Below are 18,165 nucleotides of genomic sequence, written 5' to 3' on the forward strand. Positions count from 1 at the left end.
GAAATATGAAGGGTGGCTAACTAATGACGAAACTAAAGGAATCAGATTTATTCACACCTGTAAAATCATTTTTAATTAAAAATGGCTGTTCAAACGTTTATGGTGAAGTATTAGGATGTGATGTATTAGGAATAAACGGTGTTTGTGATATTATCGTTGAATTAAAGACAACGTTAAGTTTTAAACTAATAGATCAGGCCCTAGATAGATTAAATCACGGGCATTATGTTTATATTGCGATCCCACAACGTAAAGGTCATACACCTAGGTGTGTAAAAAAAGTTTTAGAACAAAATAAAATTGGGTTACTTGAAATAGGAAAAGACAGATTTTCCGAAGATATAATCGCTCACATATCAATCCCAGCAAAATATAATCGTCTTCCAAATGAATTAAAAAAGAAGGGGTTTAAACCAATAAGAAATTTTATTAAAGACTACCATGAAACACAAATTGGTGGTGTTAAAGGGGGAGAAGGTACTACCGATTATTCACTTATGATTGATAATATAAAAGCGTTTCTACGCTATCATAATCGTGGGAAATGGACGAATGTAGACGAAATATTAAATTATTGTGAAACTCACTATGCAAATCCAAAACCAAGTTTAATTGCGACTTTACAAGCTAAATGGAACAGTGATTGGTGTGAATGTAAACGTGAAAATGGCAAAGTATACTTCAAATTTTTAGATAAGTCAAAATCCTTAATTGGATAGTTGTATTTTGTATAAAAGGAGTGATTAGAGTGAGGAAATATAAATATAGAGAATTATTAACAGAAGTCCAAAATATTGAAAACGAGATGAAAGAAATTGAAAGAAAAATAAAAAAGGATTGGTCAAGTGAACTTATAGAGAAACACAAAGAATTATATGCTCGGTATACAAGTCTATATATGAAAACAAATCCAGGAAATTTAAGGCATGTTATTTATTCTCTATATACAGAAATGGGATTATCTATGAAAGAATTTGCAAAAGAGCTAGGTGCTAAAGAATCTGAGATTCAAAATATAATAAAACAAGGTATTATAACGGAGAAACTTTTAAATACCATTTGTACTTATTTTCAAATTAATAAAACAGAAAAATTTATTCGTTATATTCAGCAGAATTAATTCTTAATTAAAGAGAGAAATTAAATAATAACCTTATTGGATAGATTACTATACAATTTGAATTTTATAGAGAAGTAGATAACAGTGTGCCGAAAGGTAGTCAGTAAAAAATGTATACGACTTTATAATGGAGGAATTACTTATGTATAAGGATGGAGAATTTTTATCGGCACCTAGACCTGAAGGTTATTTGCCACATTTGGGTGCGTTGATTTTCATTGTGTCTGTGGTGTCATTTTTTGTTTACGCAAAACAAAAAGAGTGGGAGAAATGTATGAATTGTTTTAGTGGGGCTCTGGTAGGAGTTGTATTATTTTTCATAAATGAAATCGGTAGTTTTATAGCTTTAAATTAAATTCCAATTTGAACTTTGTTAAAAAACGAGGAACAAAGATTAAAAGGGGAGTGAACAGGTTTATGGGGGAAATCATATTGTTGTTTGGTTGCGTGTACATTTTGTTGATCTTTGCTATTTATATGACAATAAAAGATTTTTATTTTGAGCAAGAACAACCTAGTTTACTTGTTGTTCTTGCTGTATGTTCATTACCTTTATCGGCAGTGTTTACTTATTTTATAAATAAATTGCTTGATTATATTTAAATTTGAATTTCATTAAAAAGGAGTGAAGGGTTATTTATGTGGGCTCAAGGGATATTTGCAATCTTATGCGTAATTAGTTTTATATCATTCTATTGCGGTATATGATAGTGCAATACTGGTGGGAGCAACATCAATTACAATTAATATTTTGTAGACCATTGAAAAATCCAATATAAAACACTTATAAGTACACTTACAAATATACTTATAAGTACTTTATAAAAAATAAAGGTTGATGAATTATAATGATGGATCTTATGTTATTTACATTCATAATGGTAGCAACCACAATCCTTATAAATGTATTCTGGCTTTATAGAAGTAAAATCCTAAGACTATTTAAATTCCAACGAAAATCGAAAAGTAATGAGAGTAAATAAAACTAAAAGACTTCAATATTTTTATAAATAATTTTTAAATAAACCAACCACCCCCACCCCCCGCCAAGCTTGGCAGGGGCTCACTCGGCGCTAGCCAGGGCAAACGGGTTAAGAAGATCATTTAACCCATTTTGCATGGGTTCTAGCTTCTTTGGATAGATAATGTATCAACTCCTTATCCTCCTTGTCCCTTACGGGCTCAGTCCGGTACCGTTGACACATACCATATTTATGGCCACTTCCTTTTAATCCAGGAAACCGTAATATACGCCGGAGGCGAAAACACATCTATCCATATTTTATATTAGGATTTTATATACTAAAATTATCATAAATACCTTTACCTAAAAAGATATATTTGGTATAATTTAATTAAGGGAGGGAGATATATTGAAGAAATTTATATCTAGTGAAGGAATTTCGTGTTTAGGTAACGGTTTCCTTGAAGGAAAGGTGGAGGTAAGCGAGCGAAAAGAAATTTATACTGTAGTATCATGGGATAAAATAGAGGTTTTATCATCTAAAAAAGAATTAGAACAAAAATATGGTAGATTTTATTGTGGAGAAGTTGAGGGATATTCAGCTCTTGTTAGTTATAAAAGTTGCCTAACTTTTTGCTTTGTAAATGCTAAAAAAGATTTTATAAACGCAGCGTATAAAAAATATATCCGTGAACTTCAAAATGCTTTAAGTGAATACAACAATTTTTTGGAACAAGATCCGCGATTTATTGCACAGATTCATGAAAAGATAAACACATTTAAGAATTTCTTAAATAAAGAACCTATTAACATATAACCGATTTATTAATGAGTTGAAGGAGGGATTTATTTTGGCAAGTATTAATGATATTGAGATTAAAACGTATACTACTTTTAAAGGAAGTGGGGGGCAACCGCTACGACAAGCTACAGTTTACATGGATGGTAAAAAAATTGGCTTTATTAGTGAAGATCCTTGGGGTGGGCCAATGAATATAGAATTAAAAGATTATATAGAAGTTGAAAAAAGACTATTTGCATATGCATCACATGAAAAATTTGCGGTACATGCATTAAAGAATATTGAACTATTATTTGGGTTGTTATTTGACCTAGTTTCCGTAGAAAAAAGAGCAAAAAAAGCCTGGAAACAGAATGATAAAGCAATTATTATTTCAGCGGGATTACGTGATTATCACTTGCATGAATTTGAACAAATAAAGCATATACCTATGTTAACGATTTACACAATAAATAAAAAATTAACTAAAAATCAGCTTATGGAACGTTTAGAACAGGTTGCTAATGAAAATAAAGCTGAAGCCTTAGTTTTCAAAACTCTTCAGGATTTCTCCTTAAAAGCAAGTTAGTTAATATATCCCTCAGCATAAAAAGAAGACTTATAGAATTTATAAGTCTTCTTTTTATTAGTAATTGAATACTAATCTTTTTACTACTCATAAAACTCTCCTAAGTTATTATTTATTTCAATTTGATTCCAAATATCGTTAATTTTTGTAGTCTCAAATCGTCTAAACAAAGTTGAGATACTAATTTCACTCTCCTCTTTTAATTCATTGTATGTTAGTCTTCTATTGTGTTTTTTGTACAATCGTACTAATTCTTTTTCACATGTACCTAACTTTATAGGCGTTTTTCCACCGTTGTAATTATGACGAAATCCGCACTCTTCCCTTAATTTTTTGATTGTAGAGAAGTATTGCCGATATATATCAACTGAAAATACAGTCTGATCGGTTAGCTCACGAATAGTAGCAGCATGACCTAGTTTCTTGCTAATCATCTTATATTCCTTTTTCAGTGCTTCTTTTGAAATTTCATTATATCTTTTAACTTCAATTAGCCGTTTACAACAAAATAAAATTTCTGGCCAACTTTGATTTAAACTTAGTTTTAAAGTATCACTATAAGGATATCGTTTTTTATTTCTTTTACTGTTATAAATACTCTTTCTTGTAGAGCCTATACGCACAAACTCTTGATTAAGTTGTTCATATATTATTTTTCTAGGAATGTACTTTAAATGATTATTTAAATCATATAGGCCAGATTTAACAACAATTTCAGGAAAACTTAAATTTAATTTTTTACGCAATGTCTCACTTGTATAATGTAGATCACCTTTATTTGCATCATATACTTCCGCAGTTTTAACATCTTCTTGCTCCAAAACTTCTTTAACATGTTTTAATAGCTCATTCTCACAATTTAGAGTGTCTTTGCTTAACATTATTAGTTCCTTATTTGTATACTTCATATCACACCACCAAATATTTTGACAGTCTTCATTTTCAAATAAATAAAACCAAACGCTTATAACAATTATACCGAATGTTTAATTTTATAACAATTTCTACAAGTGATTTGTTATAATAATTAGAAAATAATTCATTTTATATGCAAATTTTATCCAATAACACTTTACTTTTTATGATATTTTTAGTATAATTTACTTATAACCGATATATTAATAAATTGAAGGGAGTAATAACATGTCAGTATTATCTTGTAACATTGGTAAGTCTTTTCTTGGAGGGAAATTAACATTTCTAACTTTTGATATTTTGGCTAATTATTTAATTAAAGTTGGGCGTATCACTAGAAAAGAGGAAGTACTTCATATTCCTTCAAATGAATTAAATAACTTCTTAGATGAATTTGTTTTATATATGGTTCGTTCATTACAAATACAGAAGTAAAATAAGCGGTTTATAAAACGGGAGGATGATTATAAATGTTTTGTAAATATTGCGGTATTGAAGCGAAAGTAAATCATGCTGGTGTTTTAGAAGAAGCAAATTGTAATTTCTGTGGAGGAAGTCTTGTTGATGAAGATACTGGACAGCCAAAACTGTGTACTATAAAAGGGGATCGCTTTGAGTTTTTTAAAATGATGCCTAATGTTTTTATAGAACACGTAGAGCAGCCAGTAAGCGTATTAAAGACATATCATACCTTTGACCTATATCTTCTCTTAAAAGAAGTTAGAAGCATGCGAAGTACTACCTTTTATGGAATGCGATTAATGAATAACGCATCTGAAGTGGATGATGGATTTAAAGATCTTGCTCAAGAACACGGAAAAGATTATGAATACTGGACTCGTCGTAAATTTGTAATTGAAAATATTCTCTTAGAACGGCAGGGTTATTTTCCTGAAAGGATAACTGTTAAAGTATTAGAATTTATGGCCGATCAAATTAAGAAATCAATGAAACAAAAAATGAATATTTCTAAAACTAAACAAGCTGTTAAATGATTTAATGCCTTTTCTTATCATAAAAGGGGTGTGTGTTAATGAAAGAAGGTTATGTAATTGAGATTGAAAATGGTTTCTATAGTAAAGATGCTGATGGTCCTACTACCCTTTCAAACGCTGAATTCTTTGATAACGAAGGAGATACAGACTTTTATATAGATATACTTACTCAAATGGGGGTTGAAGTCATAGACGTTTCCCATGCAATGCTCAAGAAAAAATATCTAAATAGGAGGGGAAGAAATGTCCGATTTGGAGTTAATTAATATACTTATTTCATTGTCTGGTGCAATAGGTTTCGGATTACTCATGAAACATGTTGTGACCACAATAAAAAAGAGTGCTAATACTAATGCGTAATTACTTTCTAAAGTAATAGATACAAAAAACATTTTCAGAAATATCAAATTATAATAAAATCAATTTGAAAGGGGTTTACCAAATTATGTTTAAAAATGAAAAAGAACTAAATAAGGCTTTTGAGGCTGCAAAAGCGACTTTAGAAATTGAAGGGATGACCGTTACAAAAGAAATGGAAAAAATTATAAAAGCTCAGGCGGGAGGGAAGATAACTCGGCAACAATTACTTAAACTAGCCGATGCTATCGCAAGACGTGAAAAACTCAAATGAACAATCTAAATATTGTTATCCAGGAACTGATATATTAAAAAATAAAATGAATTACCAAGATCAAGATTTACTTAAAAGTGTTGAAACTGTAATGACCGCTAGTAGAATTATGGACTTACAGAAAAAACCTATTACTGGAAAATTTGATTTAAAACACCTACAAGAAATTCATAAATATATTTTTCAGGATGTCTACCCCTTTGCAGGAAAATTACGAGAAGAGAACATTGCGAAGGGGTCTTTTCAATTTGCTCATGCTTCCTTTTTAAAGGACCAGGCAACCGAATTGTTTAAACAACTAAAAGAGGAAAATACATTAAAAGGACTAAAGATTGATGAATTTTCAAATAGAGCTGCACATTATATGGCTGAAATTAATGTCCTTCATCCGTTCCGGGAAGGAAATGGACGTACACAACGTGAATTTATTCGCTGTCTAGCTTTGTCAAACGGATATTCACTTGAATGGGAACGTGAAAAGAAAGAAGCTGTATTTAACGCCTCAGTAAAATCAGTCCTAGACCCCTCAGATCTTAGCAAAATAATTAAAAATGCTATTAGCAACCATGAACCTGACCTCAAAATAGCTAAACAATTTAAAGCTACAAAACAAAATATCAGCAGATAAACCCACCGAGAGATTTTAACAACCATACCGACTTAAGTCGGTAAAATAACTTTAGTTATTATAACTAGTAATGCAAACGCTTAAATGTATACTGATTAATATCTTATTTTGGTTTATATATACATTCTGGTACGTGAAATTATTAAATGTAATCCTTTATTTCCATTCATTCTTTCTAATCTAAAATTTTACGCATATCATATACAAACACATGTTGAAAACTTTTAATTGAGGAGGATGTCATATGATTTTATCTAAATACATTTTACGATATGTTGTTATTGGTAAAAATCGTTTTTATAAACACACTTTCCCTGTTATATCTTTATCTGAAGCTGAAGCCTTACAAAGAGGTGAAGATGAGTTGAAACGCAGATTTGGGGAAAATTACTATGAAGATCTACGAGTACAAAATGTAGTTCCTTTAAACAATATTAAATCAAATGCAAAAACTATTTCACGTACAAGTTAACATAAACATTTACTCGGTATGATACTTTTAGTATAATTAATTAAAATGATTTTAAAAATATCATACCGAGTAAAAATGAATTTATATTGAACCTATGAGGAGAGTTTTTATGGTAAAGAAATATAATCAAGATCAGTATATGTTTGCTGTTAACGAAGAAGTCGTCAAACGTTTTCAAGAGAGCTGTTCAAAGTATTCCAGGAGTCGTGCTATTAGAGATGTACTTATAGAGTCACACAATAATCCAAAGCTTAATATACGTAATGAAAGAGAAAATATTACTACTTATAAATTAAACCTTGATGATGATTCAAACGGTATTTTAAATGATATTGTTCGTTATTACACTGTAAATGAAGGCAAGCCTGTTAATAGATCACAAGTTGTGGAAGCTATTTTGGATAAAGTAGCTGATTTAGATATTCCTGAAAGAGAAGAATTAAAAAAACTGTTTTATGTTGAGCGTGATGTGTTGGAAGAAATTAGGTTATTAACTGAAGGTAAAATTCTGACTCATGAATTAGAGGATTTTATTTCTGATTATTTCACAAAAATTAACAGTCCCATTGATTCATTAAAAATAGATACAACCAAAAAAGAAATAACAGCACAATACCGTATTAATATTGATAAAAAAGTATTAGAAAAACTAGAAAAAATAAAAAAAGAAACAGCACATGAGCTAAGTGCTTCGAAAATTAAAGGCATCACTCTTCAGGTTGTATTTAGGGAGGTACTACGCCAATTTCTTAACCACTTAAAAAAACATGATTTCAGCCAAGAACAGTTGCAAAATGAAATTGAAGCAAGAAAAAAGCTGTTAAGTGAACTACAAAAATAAAGGGGGCTATTAGTTTCATGGTAAGCGAAAAGTCTTATGCTATTACACAATACTATGTTGAGCCTAAAATAATGGCCGAGATTAATAAGTTTCTTTTAGGAGGTAGTTTTCGGGAGAAAATTGAGTGGTTTGTTTCAAATGAATACAATTACATTCATGATCCTTTGGAAAGCTTACAAATCCCAACAACCGACCTGGTGGCCCGAACAGTAAACCTTAATCCAAATGTAATCAATAAATTAGAGAAAATAGCGAAAGATACCGGAGAAAACGTTTCGCAAAATATGGTGTTCCGTGACATGTTACGGCAACTGTTAATTAGGCTTAAACGAGATGCAATTATTCAATTAGAGCAAGAAATTAAAGAGCGCGAAGAAAAAATGCATCAAAGAAAATTACAGATAGAAAGCCCCCATAAGACAGATCCCAAAGATGGAGTTGAGTAAAAGTTATATTTTACTTACTTCATCTTTTACTTTTCAAAAAACAAAAGACACTTGCAAGTATACTTATAAATATACTTGCAAGTGTCTTATTTACTCCTAAACTCTATATGTTAACTTCTTTTTTGTTCCTACGTATAAACCACCACATCATAGATAGAAGTAGTATAAAGAGTGGTATTGCCTGGATAAAGAGAAATCCTTTCAAAAAATCGAGCACAGTACTATCTGGAGGATCAGTTGCCATTACACCTATAAAAAATGCGACTGGACTTGCAAGTATATTTATCCCTAAACCAATCATTACGAATGACAGATTTTTATCCCTAATTTTTCGAGTACCAGCCATAATAAACATAAATATTGCTGTGCCAATAATAAGAAACAGCTTTCCATAAAATACAATAAGACTTCCATAATATTCAAAAGACCCTATGGGTTCCATAAGATTTCTCCATTTCTCATAACACTTATACTTACACTTGCAAGTATAAGTGTTATGTATATTCTATATTTCAAGACTTCCATTAACAGTTGTAAGCATTAATTTTACATCTTCTAATTGGTTTTCTCGATTGTTAGATGTGTATCTAATGTCCTCATTCTTTGGTTTATTAAGTGCTTCTAAGTACTTACCAATATCAAACCAATATTTCTTTCCATCCGAATGGAATTTGTATCTTGGATGTTTAGTAATATCATATTTTTTATCTTTAAATGGTCTTTTACCAATTATTTGTACAATACACGTATCACGATCCATTGTTAAAAGTTCATCTGTCGTCATCAATTCTCTACCCAATTTACTGTGATTTAGCCCGAAGCTATCATTGTTAGAACGTGTTCTATTTTCGTTAGAATCATCTATTGTTTCTTTTCCAAGTTCCTCACTTAAAGATTTAACTGTTGATCTCTCTTTACCGCCTAGAAAAATGGACGTATCACAGTTACCGACTATTGTATCAGCATTGTCTTTATAAATCGTTTTAAGTTGCGATAATGTCTGTAAAATAATCGTTGCTGAAATGTTCCTTGAGCGAATTGTTGCAATTAATTTATCAAAGTTTGGAATTTTACCTATATTAGCGAATTCATCCAATAAGAATCTTACATGAGTTGGTAATGAACCCCTATGTTTTTCGTCAGCTATTGTACAAAGCATATTGAAAAGCTGTGAATACATTATAGCAACAAGAAAATTAAATGTATCATCGGTATCAGGCACTATAATAAATAGTGCTGTTTTACGTCCTTTTTCTCCAAGTGTATCTAGAGCTAATTCGTCTTTGGATATTAAATCACGAAGTGCTGGAATGTTTAATGGAGCTAACCTTGCACCACAAGAAATTAAAATACTCTTTGCTGTTTTACCAGCAGCATTTTTATATAGCTTATATTGTTTTACAGCAAAATGAGTACTATCCTCTTTTTCTAATTCTTCAAACAGGTAATCTAAAGGATTTTTATAATCCTCATCATCTTCTTTTACTGTTGAATATGAAATTAAATCAACTAATGTCCCTAAATGTTGTTCTTCTTTAGGAAATTTTGAGACGATTAGACTTAAATATGCTTGATACAGTAATCTTTCGGCTTTTACCCAAAAATCTTCGCCTTTTTGTGCACCTTCTCCTTCAGTATTCGCCATTATGGTTCTAACCAGCTTTAAAATATCTTGTTCATTATAAACATACTCTAATGGGTTGTATCGCATACTTTTTGCAAAATTTATGGTATTAAATATTTTAATTTTGTACTTCCCTATATTTTTTAATGCCATTCCTACTTCGTTAACAATCGTACCTTTTGGATCAGTAACCACAAAAGTTGCATTCATTTGTAATAGGTTAGGTTTAAGTAAAAATCTTGTTTTACCACTCCCTGAACCACCTATACCTACCACATTTTTATTACGTCTTACCTCAAAAGGAGCGTCTTTATCATCTAGTCTGATTTTTGTATTCTGTGAAAATAAAATGTTATTATATTGATCTTCTTCATCGTACATGTTTTTTAAATCTTTTTGTACGCTACCCCATTGTGCTGAACCATGTTCAGCACCTTTTTTATATTTCTTTTTATTATTTTTCTTGTCTATTAAAACAAATACAGCAAATGCAGCTATAATCAGTGGAACAAAGAAGTCAATAGCATTAAAGGACAAAGGAAAAGCATATAATAGATATTGTGGTTCTGAAAACAAGTAGTCTAAAGCAACAAGTTCATTACCTGCAAAAGTTACCCTGAAGTAATAAAAAAGGTAATTTAATAGAATAAATAAAATTACACCAAGAATAATATATATTTTATTTTCCTTGATTTTTTCCATTTCAATACTCCCTACTTATTAATTTTTATTTCGCTCTTTTTAAGATTTGTAGCATACAGTCTTAATCGCTCTTTTTAGAGCTTTTATCCTGTATAAACGCAAATGCTTTATGCTTATTTCTAAAACGTCCTGACAGGCTTAATATGACGTTAAATTTTTCATTTCATTGTCATTACCCTACATATAAAGGAAGGGCGAGTAAGTTTACTCGCCCTCTTTTTCATTTAACTTTTACTTAACTAAATAGTGTTTTTAATTGAGGAACAAGCAGTAATCCGATTAAAACAATACCTGCACCAGCCATAAACTGTTTCATTCCTTGAGATTTTGCACCTGGGTTATCATTACCGTAACCTTCTAGTAAGTTTACAGCCCCCCATAATCCTAAACCTGCACCGATTAAGTAAACCAATTTTTGCATTACATTTACGCCATCGCTAAAGAATCCCATTATTTTTTCCCCTTTTCCTTATTAATTTATTAATATGAGTATCTTTACTCGAATTCTTTTTCGTTTAACTTTTACTTAACTAAATAGAGTTTTTAATTGAGGAACAAGTAGTAATCCGATTAAAACAATACCTGCACCAGCCATAAATTGTTTCATTCCTTGAGACTTTGCGCCTGGGTTATCATTACCGTAACCTTCTAGTAAGTTTACAGCTCCCCATAATCCTAAACCTGCACCGATTAAGTAAACCAATTTTTGCATTACATTTACGCCATCGCTAAAAAATCCCATTATTATTTCCTCTTCTCTTTATTAGTATTTGGTAATTCATTTTTTATAAGAATAGATAATAAAATATCTATTTTATAGCACTTTATAAGCTTTAAACCGCCTTTTATTAAGAAGAACGAACCTATCACAAGTAAGACTACCTGAATGACAATATATATATCTAACATAGTCTTTACCGCCTTTTACATGTTAATGTTTTGTTCTTGATTCTTTTCTTTCTTTTTTCTTTTTTTAAGGAATACAAAGATTCCTAGAACAATGCAGATCACAGCGACAGTAACCAATATAATTATTGTGTTTTGAACACCTGAATCTTTCTTTTTTTCAATTTCTTTATCTTTTTTATATAAAAAACTGTTTGAAGTGTTATTTTTTCCTGTAGTCGGATAGATTTCTGTTATTTCTGTTGAGTTCACCTGAACAGTTCGTGTATCAAGACCTAAAAATGTTGAACCCTTATTTACATATTTTTCTGTATCCACATGAATTGTTGTATCTTGCCTAACTGCATATTCCTCATGTGCATTTTCGTTTTCATCTAAAATCTTAATTGTTCTTCCATAAGGTAATGTTAGACTAGAAACAAATGCGCCACTTTCATCTAGGAATTTGACCATATATTTCTCGCCAACATTTTTATTTTTAAACACATACTTTGTTTCAGTGTATGTGCTAACTTTATTACCGTTTAAAGTGTTTGAACCGTTTAAAATCACGTTATCTTTTAGCTTAGTATCTTTTTGTGTCAAACCACCTGCTGGACTACTAGTAGATGGAGTGGCATTACTGCTATTCGGCTTTACATTATCTTTTGTACTATTAGTTTCTGATTTTTGATTGTTATTTGTAGCTGCACCTTTGTTGTCGTTATTATTTTCTTTAGGTTTTTCAGTAGCCTCATTTGTTTCCTTATTTGTAACTTCATTTGTAGTTTCATTCGGCTTTTCAGTAGCCGTTTGATTTTCTTTTAAATCTTTGAAACGCTCATTTAAAATCTTTTCAACCTGATCTGAAACATCTTTATCTGTAATTGGCTTTTTTTCAGATTCTGTAATTACTTTTTCAGCATTTTCCCATTTTGCATAAAGAGTAATGGATTCCTTTAGGTTGTCATTGGCAAATTTATTTGTTAACTCTGAATTTGTATACCAACCTATGAAAATCTTATCTTTATTAGAAAGTTTAGGAGCTTTAATTTTTTGACCAACATTTATTTTTACAGGTTCAATTTGTTCCTCTACATTTGTAACAAAGTTTACTGTGATTTCTTCTGTTTTATCGTCAATACCGTTGTTATTAAAATCAGAAAAGAATTTGGCATAATATTCACCTTTAGAATCGGTGATCTTAATATCCTCAATATTTTCTAATTTTTCCTCAACCTTTTTCCCGTCGCCCTTATCTACCATTGAAAACCAACCTGTAAATTTATAATTCTTATCTGGATTTACATCGGGTAAAACATCTTTTAATTTTGCATCTTTAGTAGCACTTTTCACTACTTCTTTTATTTGCTTGTGGTTTTCTAATAAACTCCCACCTACATCTTGAACATAAAACTTAACTGAAAACTCTTCTTTTGTTGTTAGTACTGGTTTAATAAGTAATTTTCCATCTTTCATTTCGATGGTCCAATAACTGAGCATCTTCCCGTTACTCACCTTCGGTTTTTCAAGATTCATTTCTTTATCACTAGTTAAAACCGTACTTTCAATTACCTCATTATCTTCATTTAGCACCTGGATCATCGTTTTTGATGGTACTTGTTCATGGAATAAAATTTTACTCTCATAGCTCACTTTCAAATAATTCCGAGCGATATTTTCATTTTCTTGTATTTGTGTAGGATTATTTACAGCAGCAAGGACTGTTGTGTTACCTATTAAAGAAAGTGATAGAACACTACTGACTAAAACTCGCTTTGATTTTTCCCACATATGATTAATCCCTTCTGTTTAATTCTTTTTGTGCCTTTTCTAGCCAATTGAGGCTAAACTCGACATTTTCAAAAACTGAACCCTCCTCATTTTCCTCTATCATTTGGTCCAGCATTTCAGTTACTTCTGTGATTACTTCGGAGGGTTCATCTGTATCAGAAGACGTTACATACTCCATAATGTATTTTTCTAATTCATCGAAAGCTAGATGCTCTAATATCAAGTTTGTTTCTTCTTCTAATTTTGAAGTGATAAACACGTCATTATAATACTCTTGAACAGTAATATCTTTTTTCTTGTGATTTAAGACTAAAAGCAATAAGTTTAGTAAGAAGATATTTGTATGTTGCTTTTCAATTAAAATATTTTCGTTATCTTCTATTTTTGTAAGCGGGTAAAGCTTTGAAATTCTTGATTTATCAACTTTTTTATTTAAAGCCTGCTCAACTTGTGCTTCTAATATTTGATTATCCAAAGTAGGAAGATGAAACATGTGCTTCTTTATATAAGCTTTAATTAACATTACTCTTCCTTATTATCTTTTTTTCTCTCGTCTTCAAAATTGTCCTCATAGTCATCTTCCATTAATTCTTCATCTTCATCTTCATTCGTTTTATTTTTATTTTTTTTCTTTTTTATAACTAAGAAGTAATATCCAGCAAGACCAACACCAGCTAGACCGAGTACAAAGAGAAGAAATCCGTTATTTCCACTCTCTTCTTTTGGTTTTTCTGATGCAGACTTAGTAGTTGCTGTTGTGTTTTCAGTGTCTGTTTGTTTTTGGTTTGGTAAATTTGGTTTAGCACTCGCACCTTCTTTACTAGTAGTTGCAGTACCATCTAATGCTGACTTTTTAACGTCTGATAAAAAGTACACATTATTTTGTGTTTTATCTAAATCAACTATCAGGTAAAATATGTTATTATCCTTGTCACTAATTGTATAAAACGCTTTAGAACCACTTGTTGTAAAGTCCGTTACTGTACCTGTACCATCTACTTTTTTTCCGTTAACACTAGCGGGTGTTTGAACCTCCACCTCCTGCTCTTTCTTTTCCGCTTTAACATCTGGTCCAGAAGGTGGCTCTCCTACTGATTTATTTTCTGTTACCTTTGGTGTTTCTGCTTTTTTCTCCTCTGCATATGCAAAGTTGGAAACACTAGCAAATGACAATGAACACATTACAGCCGTTGCGAAAAGTGATCGTTTAGTAAGTTTTAACATAACCTTGAGCTCCTTCTTGATTAATACTGTTATCCGGGTTATCTTCTTTTACATTAGTTTCAACTTGGCTTTTTACTACTTCATTATCAATAGCTTTTAGTGCTTCATTAGGACTTACTCCTGTTTCTTGAAGTCGCTTAATTACTTCACTATATTCTAAGTTAAATAGTAAGGACTCATCCGCAGCTAATCGGTTCTTTTCGTCTTTCAAATTATCATTTAACTTTTCAATTCTTTGTTTTCTTCTCTCAATTTTTTCTTTTAATTTTTGGATGCGATCTGACAAAAAAACCACTCCTTAATACTTTTTTAAAACTAATTATCTTTTTACTCTATGGATTCCAGCAAAGTGTTGTTGCCAATATGAAGTTTTCCAGTTATGATAACCAACACCAGCGTTTTGACTGTCATACATAGTGTTTTCATCAATGTAAAATCCAACGTGAGAAATATGATCTGGCCCACCATAAGTACCTTTAAAGAAGATTAAGTCTCCTGGTTGTGCTTCACTTGGATTAATTGGTGTAGTTAACTCATATTGACTCAGTGCGTATGATGGTAAATCTATGCCAATTTGTTTTAAACCCCAAGATGTTAATCCGCTACAATCGAATCCTTGAGTTGGATTTTTACCACCCCACACATACGGCCATCCTTGAAACTTTTCAATTTCTGTTAATACTGTTTTAAAATCTCCTGAAATGTTAGCACCAGCACCGCCAATGTATTCACTAATTAACTCACCATAATGGAAGTTTCCTCCATCAACATATCTATAAGGCTTACCTACTCGAAGCGATGTTTCGTTGACGTAAGGTGTAGTAACACCAGTGGTATTTCCTAGTGATGGGGCTACTACAGTCCGTGAGTATTCTTCAGCTACCTCTAGAGTGTAATCTCCCCCTCTGTTACCAAGCCATGTTGCGAAATAATTACCATAATTGTAGGCTTGTGCTAATGCTTTAACATTGTTTTCATAACCTCTATTAAACGCTTTTAGGGCAAGTAAACAGTCTTTTAAATGCTTTACACCTTGTCGAACTGACTCTTCCTCTGTCTGGAATACGTTTGGTCTACCATAACCAGCAGATTCAGACGATTGCATAATATCACGAGTTCCAGTTCCTCCACTCTCGACCTGAATTATAGCTAAAAGCAAATTGACATAATCTTGCATGCCTTGTGCAGCAGCCTCTTTTTCAACTAATGATCTCCATTTTTCAACTTCAGGAGATAGATTTTTTGAAGCACCTATGTTTCCACCAATCTGTTCTTGTGTTGATGATCCTGCGCCTAATGCACCAGCAATTACTAAACAAATCATTCCAATGAGTAGTAATGGTATAGCGCCAGCCAATCCACCACTTGCCATTGCTGCAACTTTGGTTCCGATTAACTTTTTAACATTTTGAAGATTAATTTTACCTAAACTTTTAAATAAATTTGCCACTTGGTTTTTAACGTTAGATGCAATACTTGTAAGAGCTTTTGCTTTATTTTTATCTCGAAGTGGAGCGTACATTTTCTTTTTAATAGCTTTTTTCTTTAAAATATCCCTAGACTCTACTTGGAGCTTTTTATCTTTAGAAAAGGGTACTAACTTGCTTTTTTGCTTACCCATTTTCCCAAGTTTCGCATTTGCTTTAATTTTATTTTTAGCAAGCTTTTTTGTAGCTCTAGCAATTGTCGTAGCACTTTGACTCGCTAATTTTACGCCTTCATCACCTTTTTCTAGTTGCTCCTGATACTTTAAAGCACTACTTCCTAATACATTTGATGGTACTTTTGCTAAATTTTTTAAACTGGTCTTCTTATTTAACTCTTTCGGACCATTTTTCTTTTTTAAGTTAGGGGGTTTTGGTGTCTTCTCTTTTTGGATTTTTTCTAGTTTTCCTTTATCAAGTTTTTTTACATAAAGCTTTTCGCGTCTTCGCTGCTTTAATTTTTTCAATCCTTTTTTAGCTGATCCAAAACCCTTTCTGGTCAATGTTCTAGTTGCTCTATAACCTTGAGTAATTCCTTGACTTCCTATCCTAACGCCTTCATCTTCTTGCTCTAATGCTTTTTGATACTTCTTAACACCATCTTTTACAGTGTCTTTTGTAGCAATCGCAGTAGTTTTAGCACCATATTTCAAAGTGTTTTTTGCATCAATTAAAGATTTTTTAACTTCAGCCTTTTTAGCAATTAAGGAATCTTTACCGAGTTTTCCAACAAACCGCATTCCTTTTTGGACTTTTGAGTTTTCAGTTGATAATTTGGAGGAATTCTTCTCATTTTCTTTTAAAATTGAATTCCCCGTTTGCCCTAATTGCTTTTGTTGAGATGTTTTTAATATCTCAGGTTGCTTAACATCTTTGATAAGATCCTGTTTTCGAATCTTTTGATTAATATGTTGTGACTGTTTAGATGATTGTTTTTGTAATTTTCCTGATCCTGTATCCTGTTGTGGAGTTTCTATTGCTTTCATAGTTTGCGAGAACTGTTTTTGCTCTGTTGTTTCAAACTTTCGATCTACCTTCTGTACGGCACTCCCTTGAGGTTGAAACTCTTGGTTAATGTGTTGTGACAGCTTAGAAGATTGCTTTTGTAACTTCCCTTGCCTTTTTTCTGGTGGGCTCTCAGTAGCGTTTATAGTCTGTGCAAATTGTTTTTGCTCTACTGTTTCTTGCTTCTTATCTAGTACCTTTACGGTACTTCCTGGTTGCTGTAGTTCTTGGTTAGTATGTTGCAATAGCTTAGAGGACTGTTTTTGCAGTTTCGCTGGCCCTGTTTCATGGTGTGGATTTTCTATAATACTTCCAGTCTGCGAAAACTGTTTTTGCTCCGCTGTTTCAAAGTTCTTATTTAGTACCTTTGGGGTACTTTCTGGTTGATGAAATTCTTGGTTGATGTGCTGTGATAACTTAGAGGATTGCTTTTGCAATTTCCCTTGATCCGTCTCTTGGTGTGGACTTTCTATAATACTTCCAGTCTGCGAAAACTGTTTTTGCTCTACTGTTTCAAAGTTCTTATTTAGTACCTTTGGGGTACTTTCTGGTTGATGAAATTCTTGGTTGATGTGCTGTGATAACTTAGAGGATTGCTTTTGCAATTTCCCTTGATCCGTCTCTTGGTGTGGACTTTCTATAATACTTCCAGTCTGCGAAAACTGTTTTTGCTCTACTGTTTCAAAGTTCTTATTTAGTACCTTTGGGGTACTTTCTGGTTGATGAAATTCTTGGTTGATGTGCTGTGATAACTTAGAAGATTGCTTTTGTAATTTCCCTTGATCTGTCTCTTGGTGTGGACTTTCTATAGTGCTTACAGTTTGCGAAAACTGTTTTTGCTCTACTGTTTCAAAGTTCTTATTTAATACCTTTGGAGTACTTTCTGGCTGATGAAATTCTTGGTTGATGTGTTCTGACAGTTTGGATGATTGCTTTTGCAATTTCCCTTGATCCGTCTCTTGGTGTGGACTTTCTATAGTGCTTACAGTTTGCGAAAACTGTTTTTGCTCTACTGTTTCAAAGTTCTTATTTAATACCTTTGGAGTACTTTCTGGCTGATGAAAT

At 31.8% G+C, this 18,165-nt stretch carries 24 protein-coding genes and 1 pseudogene; 14 read left to right on the plus strand and 11 right to left on the minus strand.

Annotated elements, in window-relative coordinates:
- The first annotated feature begins 23 nt into the window (after window positions 1-23).
- The 6 genes from ACTFR8_RS28635 (at window position 24) to ACTFR8_RS28660 (ending at window position 3,454) form a co-directional block, all read left to right on the plus strand.
- A complete protein-coding gene (locus ACTFR8_RS28635; protein ID WP_440028910.1) occupies window positions 24-719 on the plus strand; it encodes a hypothetical protein in 696 nt (231 codons plus the stop codon).
- A 29-nt stretch (window positions 720-748) separates the two neighbouring features.
- Window positions 749-1,120 (plus strand): hypothetical protein, encoded by a 372-nt coding sequence (locus ACTFR8_RS28640; RefSeq protein WP_440028913.1) that lies wholly within the window; start codon window positions 749-751, stop codon window positions 1,118-1,120.
- A 142-nt stretch (window positions 1,121-1,262) separates the two neighbouring features.
- A complete protein-coding gene (locus tag ACTFR8_RS28645) occupies window positions 1,263-1,475 on the plus strand; it encodes a hypothetical protein (RefSeq protein WP_440028915.1) in 213 nt (70 codons plus the stop codon).
- A 62-nt stretch (window positions 1,476-1,537) separates the two neighbouring features.
- Window positions 1,538-1,723, plus strand: a complete 186-nt coding sequence (locus ACTFR8_RS28650; protein WP_440028917.1) for a hypothetical protein — start codon at window positions 1,538-1,540, stop codon at window positions 1,721-1,723.
- A 770-nt stretch (window positions 1,724-2,493) separates the two neighbouring features.
- A complete protein-coding gene (locus ACTFR8_RS28655; RefSeq protein ID WP_440028919.1) occupies window positions 2,494-2,901 on the plus strand; it encodes a hypothetical protein in 408 nt (135 codons plus the stop codon).
- 34 nt (window positions 2,902-2,935) lie between these two features.
- Window positions 2,936-3,454 (plus strand): hypothetical protein, encoded by a 519-nt coding sequence (locus ACTFR8_RS28660; RefSeq protein WP_440028921.1) that lies wholly within the window; start codon window positions 2,936-2,938, stop codon window positions 3,452-3,454.
- A gap of 83 nt (window positions 3,455-3,537) precedes the next feature.
- On the opposite strand, the gene ACTFR8_RS28665 is transcribed toward ACTFR8_RS28660, so the two are convergent.
- Complete coding sequence (locus tag ACTFR8_RS28665; protein WP_440028922.1) at window positions 3,538-4,362, minus strand: hypothetical protein; 825 nt, start codon at window positions 4,360-4,362, stop codon at window positions 3,538-3,540.
- Window positions 4,363-4,597: 235 nt separating this feature from the next.
- On the opposite strand from ACTFR8_RS28665, the gene ACTFR8_RS28670 reads away from it, so the two are divergent.
- From ACTFR8_RS28670 to ACTFR8_RS28705, 8 genes are all read left to right on the plus strand, one after another.
- A complete protein-coding gene (locus ACTFR8_RS28670; RefSeq protein WP_016084234.1) occupies window positions 4,598-4,804 on the plus strand; it encodes a hypothetical protein in 207 nt (68 codons plus the stop codon).
- A gap of 35 nt (window positions 4,805-4,839) precedes the next feature.
- Window positions 4,840-5,364 (plus strand): hypothetical protein, encoded by a 525-nt coding sequence (locus ACTFR8_RS28675; RefSeq protein ID WP_440028925.1) that lies wholly within the window; start codon window positions 4,840-4,842, stop codon window positions 5,362-5,364.
- Window positions 5,365-5,402: 38 nt separating this feature from the next.
- Window positions 5,403-5,630 (plus strand): hypothetical protein, encoded by a 228-nt coding sequence (locus ACTFR8_RS28680; protein WP_440028927.1) that lies wholly within the window; start codon window positions 5,403-5,405, stop codon window positions 5,628-5,630.
- Window positions 5,631-5,809: 179 nt separating this feature from the next.
- On the plus strand, window positions 5,810-5,995 hold the full coding sequence (locus ACTFR8_RS28685; RefSeq protein ID WP_440028930.1) for an antitoxin VbhA family protein: 186 nt from the start codon (window positions 5,810-5,812) through the stop codon (window positions 5,993-5,995).
- Window positions 5,979-6,623: a Fic/DOC family protein gene (locus ACTFR8_RS28690; protein ID WP_440028932.1), complete on the plus strand. Its 645-nt coding sequence runs from the start codon at window positions 5,979-5,981 to the stop codon at window positions 6,621-6,623. The genes ACTFR8_RS28685 and ACTFR8_RS28690 overlap by 17 nt, the downstream gene beginning before the upstream one ends.
- Window positions 6,624-6,867: 244 nt before the next feature.
- Window positions 6,868-7,095: a hypothetical protein gene (locus ACTFR8_RS28695; protein ID WP_440028934.1), complete on the plus strand. Its 228-nt coding sequence runs from the start codon at window positions 6,868-6,870 to the stop codon at window positions 7,093-7,095.
- Between the two features lie 109 nt (window positions 7,096-7,204).
- Complete coding sequence (locus ACTFR8_RS28700; protein ID WP_440028936.1) at window positions 7,205-7,936, plus strand: hypothetical protein; 732 nt, start codon at window positions 7,205-7,207, stop codon at window positions 7,934-7,936.
- A 17-nt stretch (window positions 7,937-7,953) separates the two neighbouring features.
- A complete protein-coding gene (locus tag ACTFR8_RS28705) occupies window positions 7,954-8,382 on the plus strand; it encodes a hypothetical protein (RefSeq protein ID WP_426842365.1) in 429 nt (142 codons plus the stop codon).
- A 112-nt stretch (window positions 8,383-8,494) separates the two neighbouring features.
- On the opposite strand, the pseudogene ACTFR8_RS28710 reads toward ACTFR8_RS28705, so the two are convergent.
- The 10 genes and pseudogenes from ACTFR8_RS28710 to ACTFR8_RS28755 form a co-directional block, all read right to left on the minus strand.
- Window positions 8,495-8,824 (minus strand): annotated as a pseudogene (locus ACTFR8_RS28710) (hypothetical protein); the annotation flags it as partial.
- Between the two features lie 63 nt (window positions 8,825-8,887).
- Complete coding sequence (locus ACTFR8_RS28715) at window positions 8,888-10,708, minus strand: VirD4-like conjugal transfer protein, CD1115 family (RefSeq protein WP_440028939.1); 1,821 nt, start codon at window positions 10,706-10,708, stop codon at window positions 8,888-8,890.
- Window positions 10,709-10,943: 235 nt separating this feature from the next.
- Complete coding sequence (locus ACTFR8_RS28720) at window positions 10,944-11,159, minus strand: Maff2 family mobile element protein (RefSeq protein WP_016084461.1); 216 nt, start codon at window positions 11,157-11,159, stop codon at window positions 10,944-10,946.
- Between the two features lie 75 nt (window positions 11,160-11,234).
- Entirely contained in the window at window positions 11,235-11,450 is a 216-nt protein-coding gene (locus ACTFR8_RS28725) for a Maff2 family mobile element protein (protein ID WP_016084461.1), read from the minus strand.
- 2 nt (window positions 11,451-11,452) lie between these two features.
- Window positions 11,453-11,617, minus strand: coding sequence for a hypothetical protein (locus ACTFR8_RS28730; RefSeq protein WP_440028942.1), 165 nt, complete (start codon window positions 11,615-11,617; stop codon window positions 11,453-11,455).
- A 15-nt stretch (window positions 11,618-11,632) separates the two neighbouring features.
- The gene (locus tag ACTFR8_RS28735; RefSeq protein ID WP_440028945.1) at window positions 11,633-13,387 is read right to left on the minus strand and encodes an InlB B-repeat-containing protein; all 1,755 of its coding nucleotides are present in this window, start codon (window positions 13,385-13,387) and stop codon (window positions 11,633-11,635) included.
- Window positions 13,388-13,391: 4 nt separating this feature from the next.
- Window positions 13,392-13,910, minus strand: a complete 519-nt coding sequence (locus tag ACTFR8_RS28740) for a hypothetical protein (protein WP_440028947.1) — start codon at window positions 13,908-13,910, stop codon at window positions 13,392-13,394.
- Entirely contained in the window at window positions 13,910-14,611 is a 702-nt protein-coding gene (locus tag ACTFR8_RS28745) for a CD1107 family mobile element protein (RefSeq protein ID WP_440028949.1), read from the minus strand. The genes ACTFR8_RS28740 and ACTFR8_RS28745 overlap by 1 nt, the downstream gene beginning before the upstream one ends.
- Complete coding sequence (locus ACTFR8_RS28750; protein WP_440028951.1) at window positions 14,595-14,897, minus strand: hypothetical protein; 303 nt, start codon at window positions 14,895-14,897, stop codon at window positions 14,595-14,597. Before ACTFR8_RS28750 ends, ACTFR8_RS28745 begins: the two co-directional genes overlap by 17 nt.
- A gap of 33 nt (window positions 14,898-14,930) precedes the next feature.
- Window positions 14,931-18,165 (minus strand): bifunctional lytic transglycosylase/C40 family peptidase (locus ACTFR8_RS28755; protein WP_440028954.1); only part of this gene is annotated, 3,235 nt, incomplete at its 5' end.

Origin of the sequence: Bacillus cereus group sp. MYBK15-3 (genome assembly GCF_051916765.1) — a bacterium.
GTDB lineage: Bacteria > Bacillota > Bacilli > Bacillales > Bacillaceae_G > Bacillus_A > Bacillus_A cereus.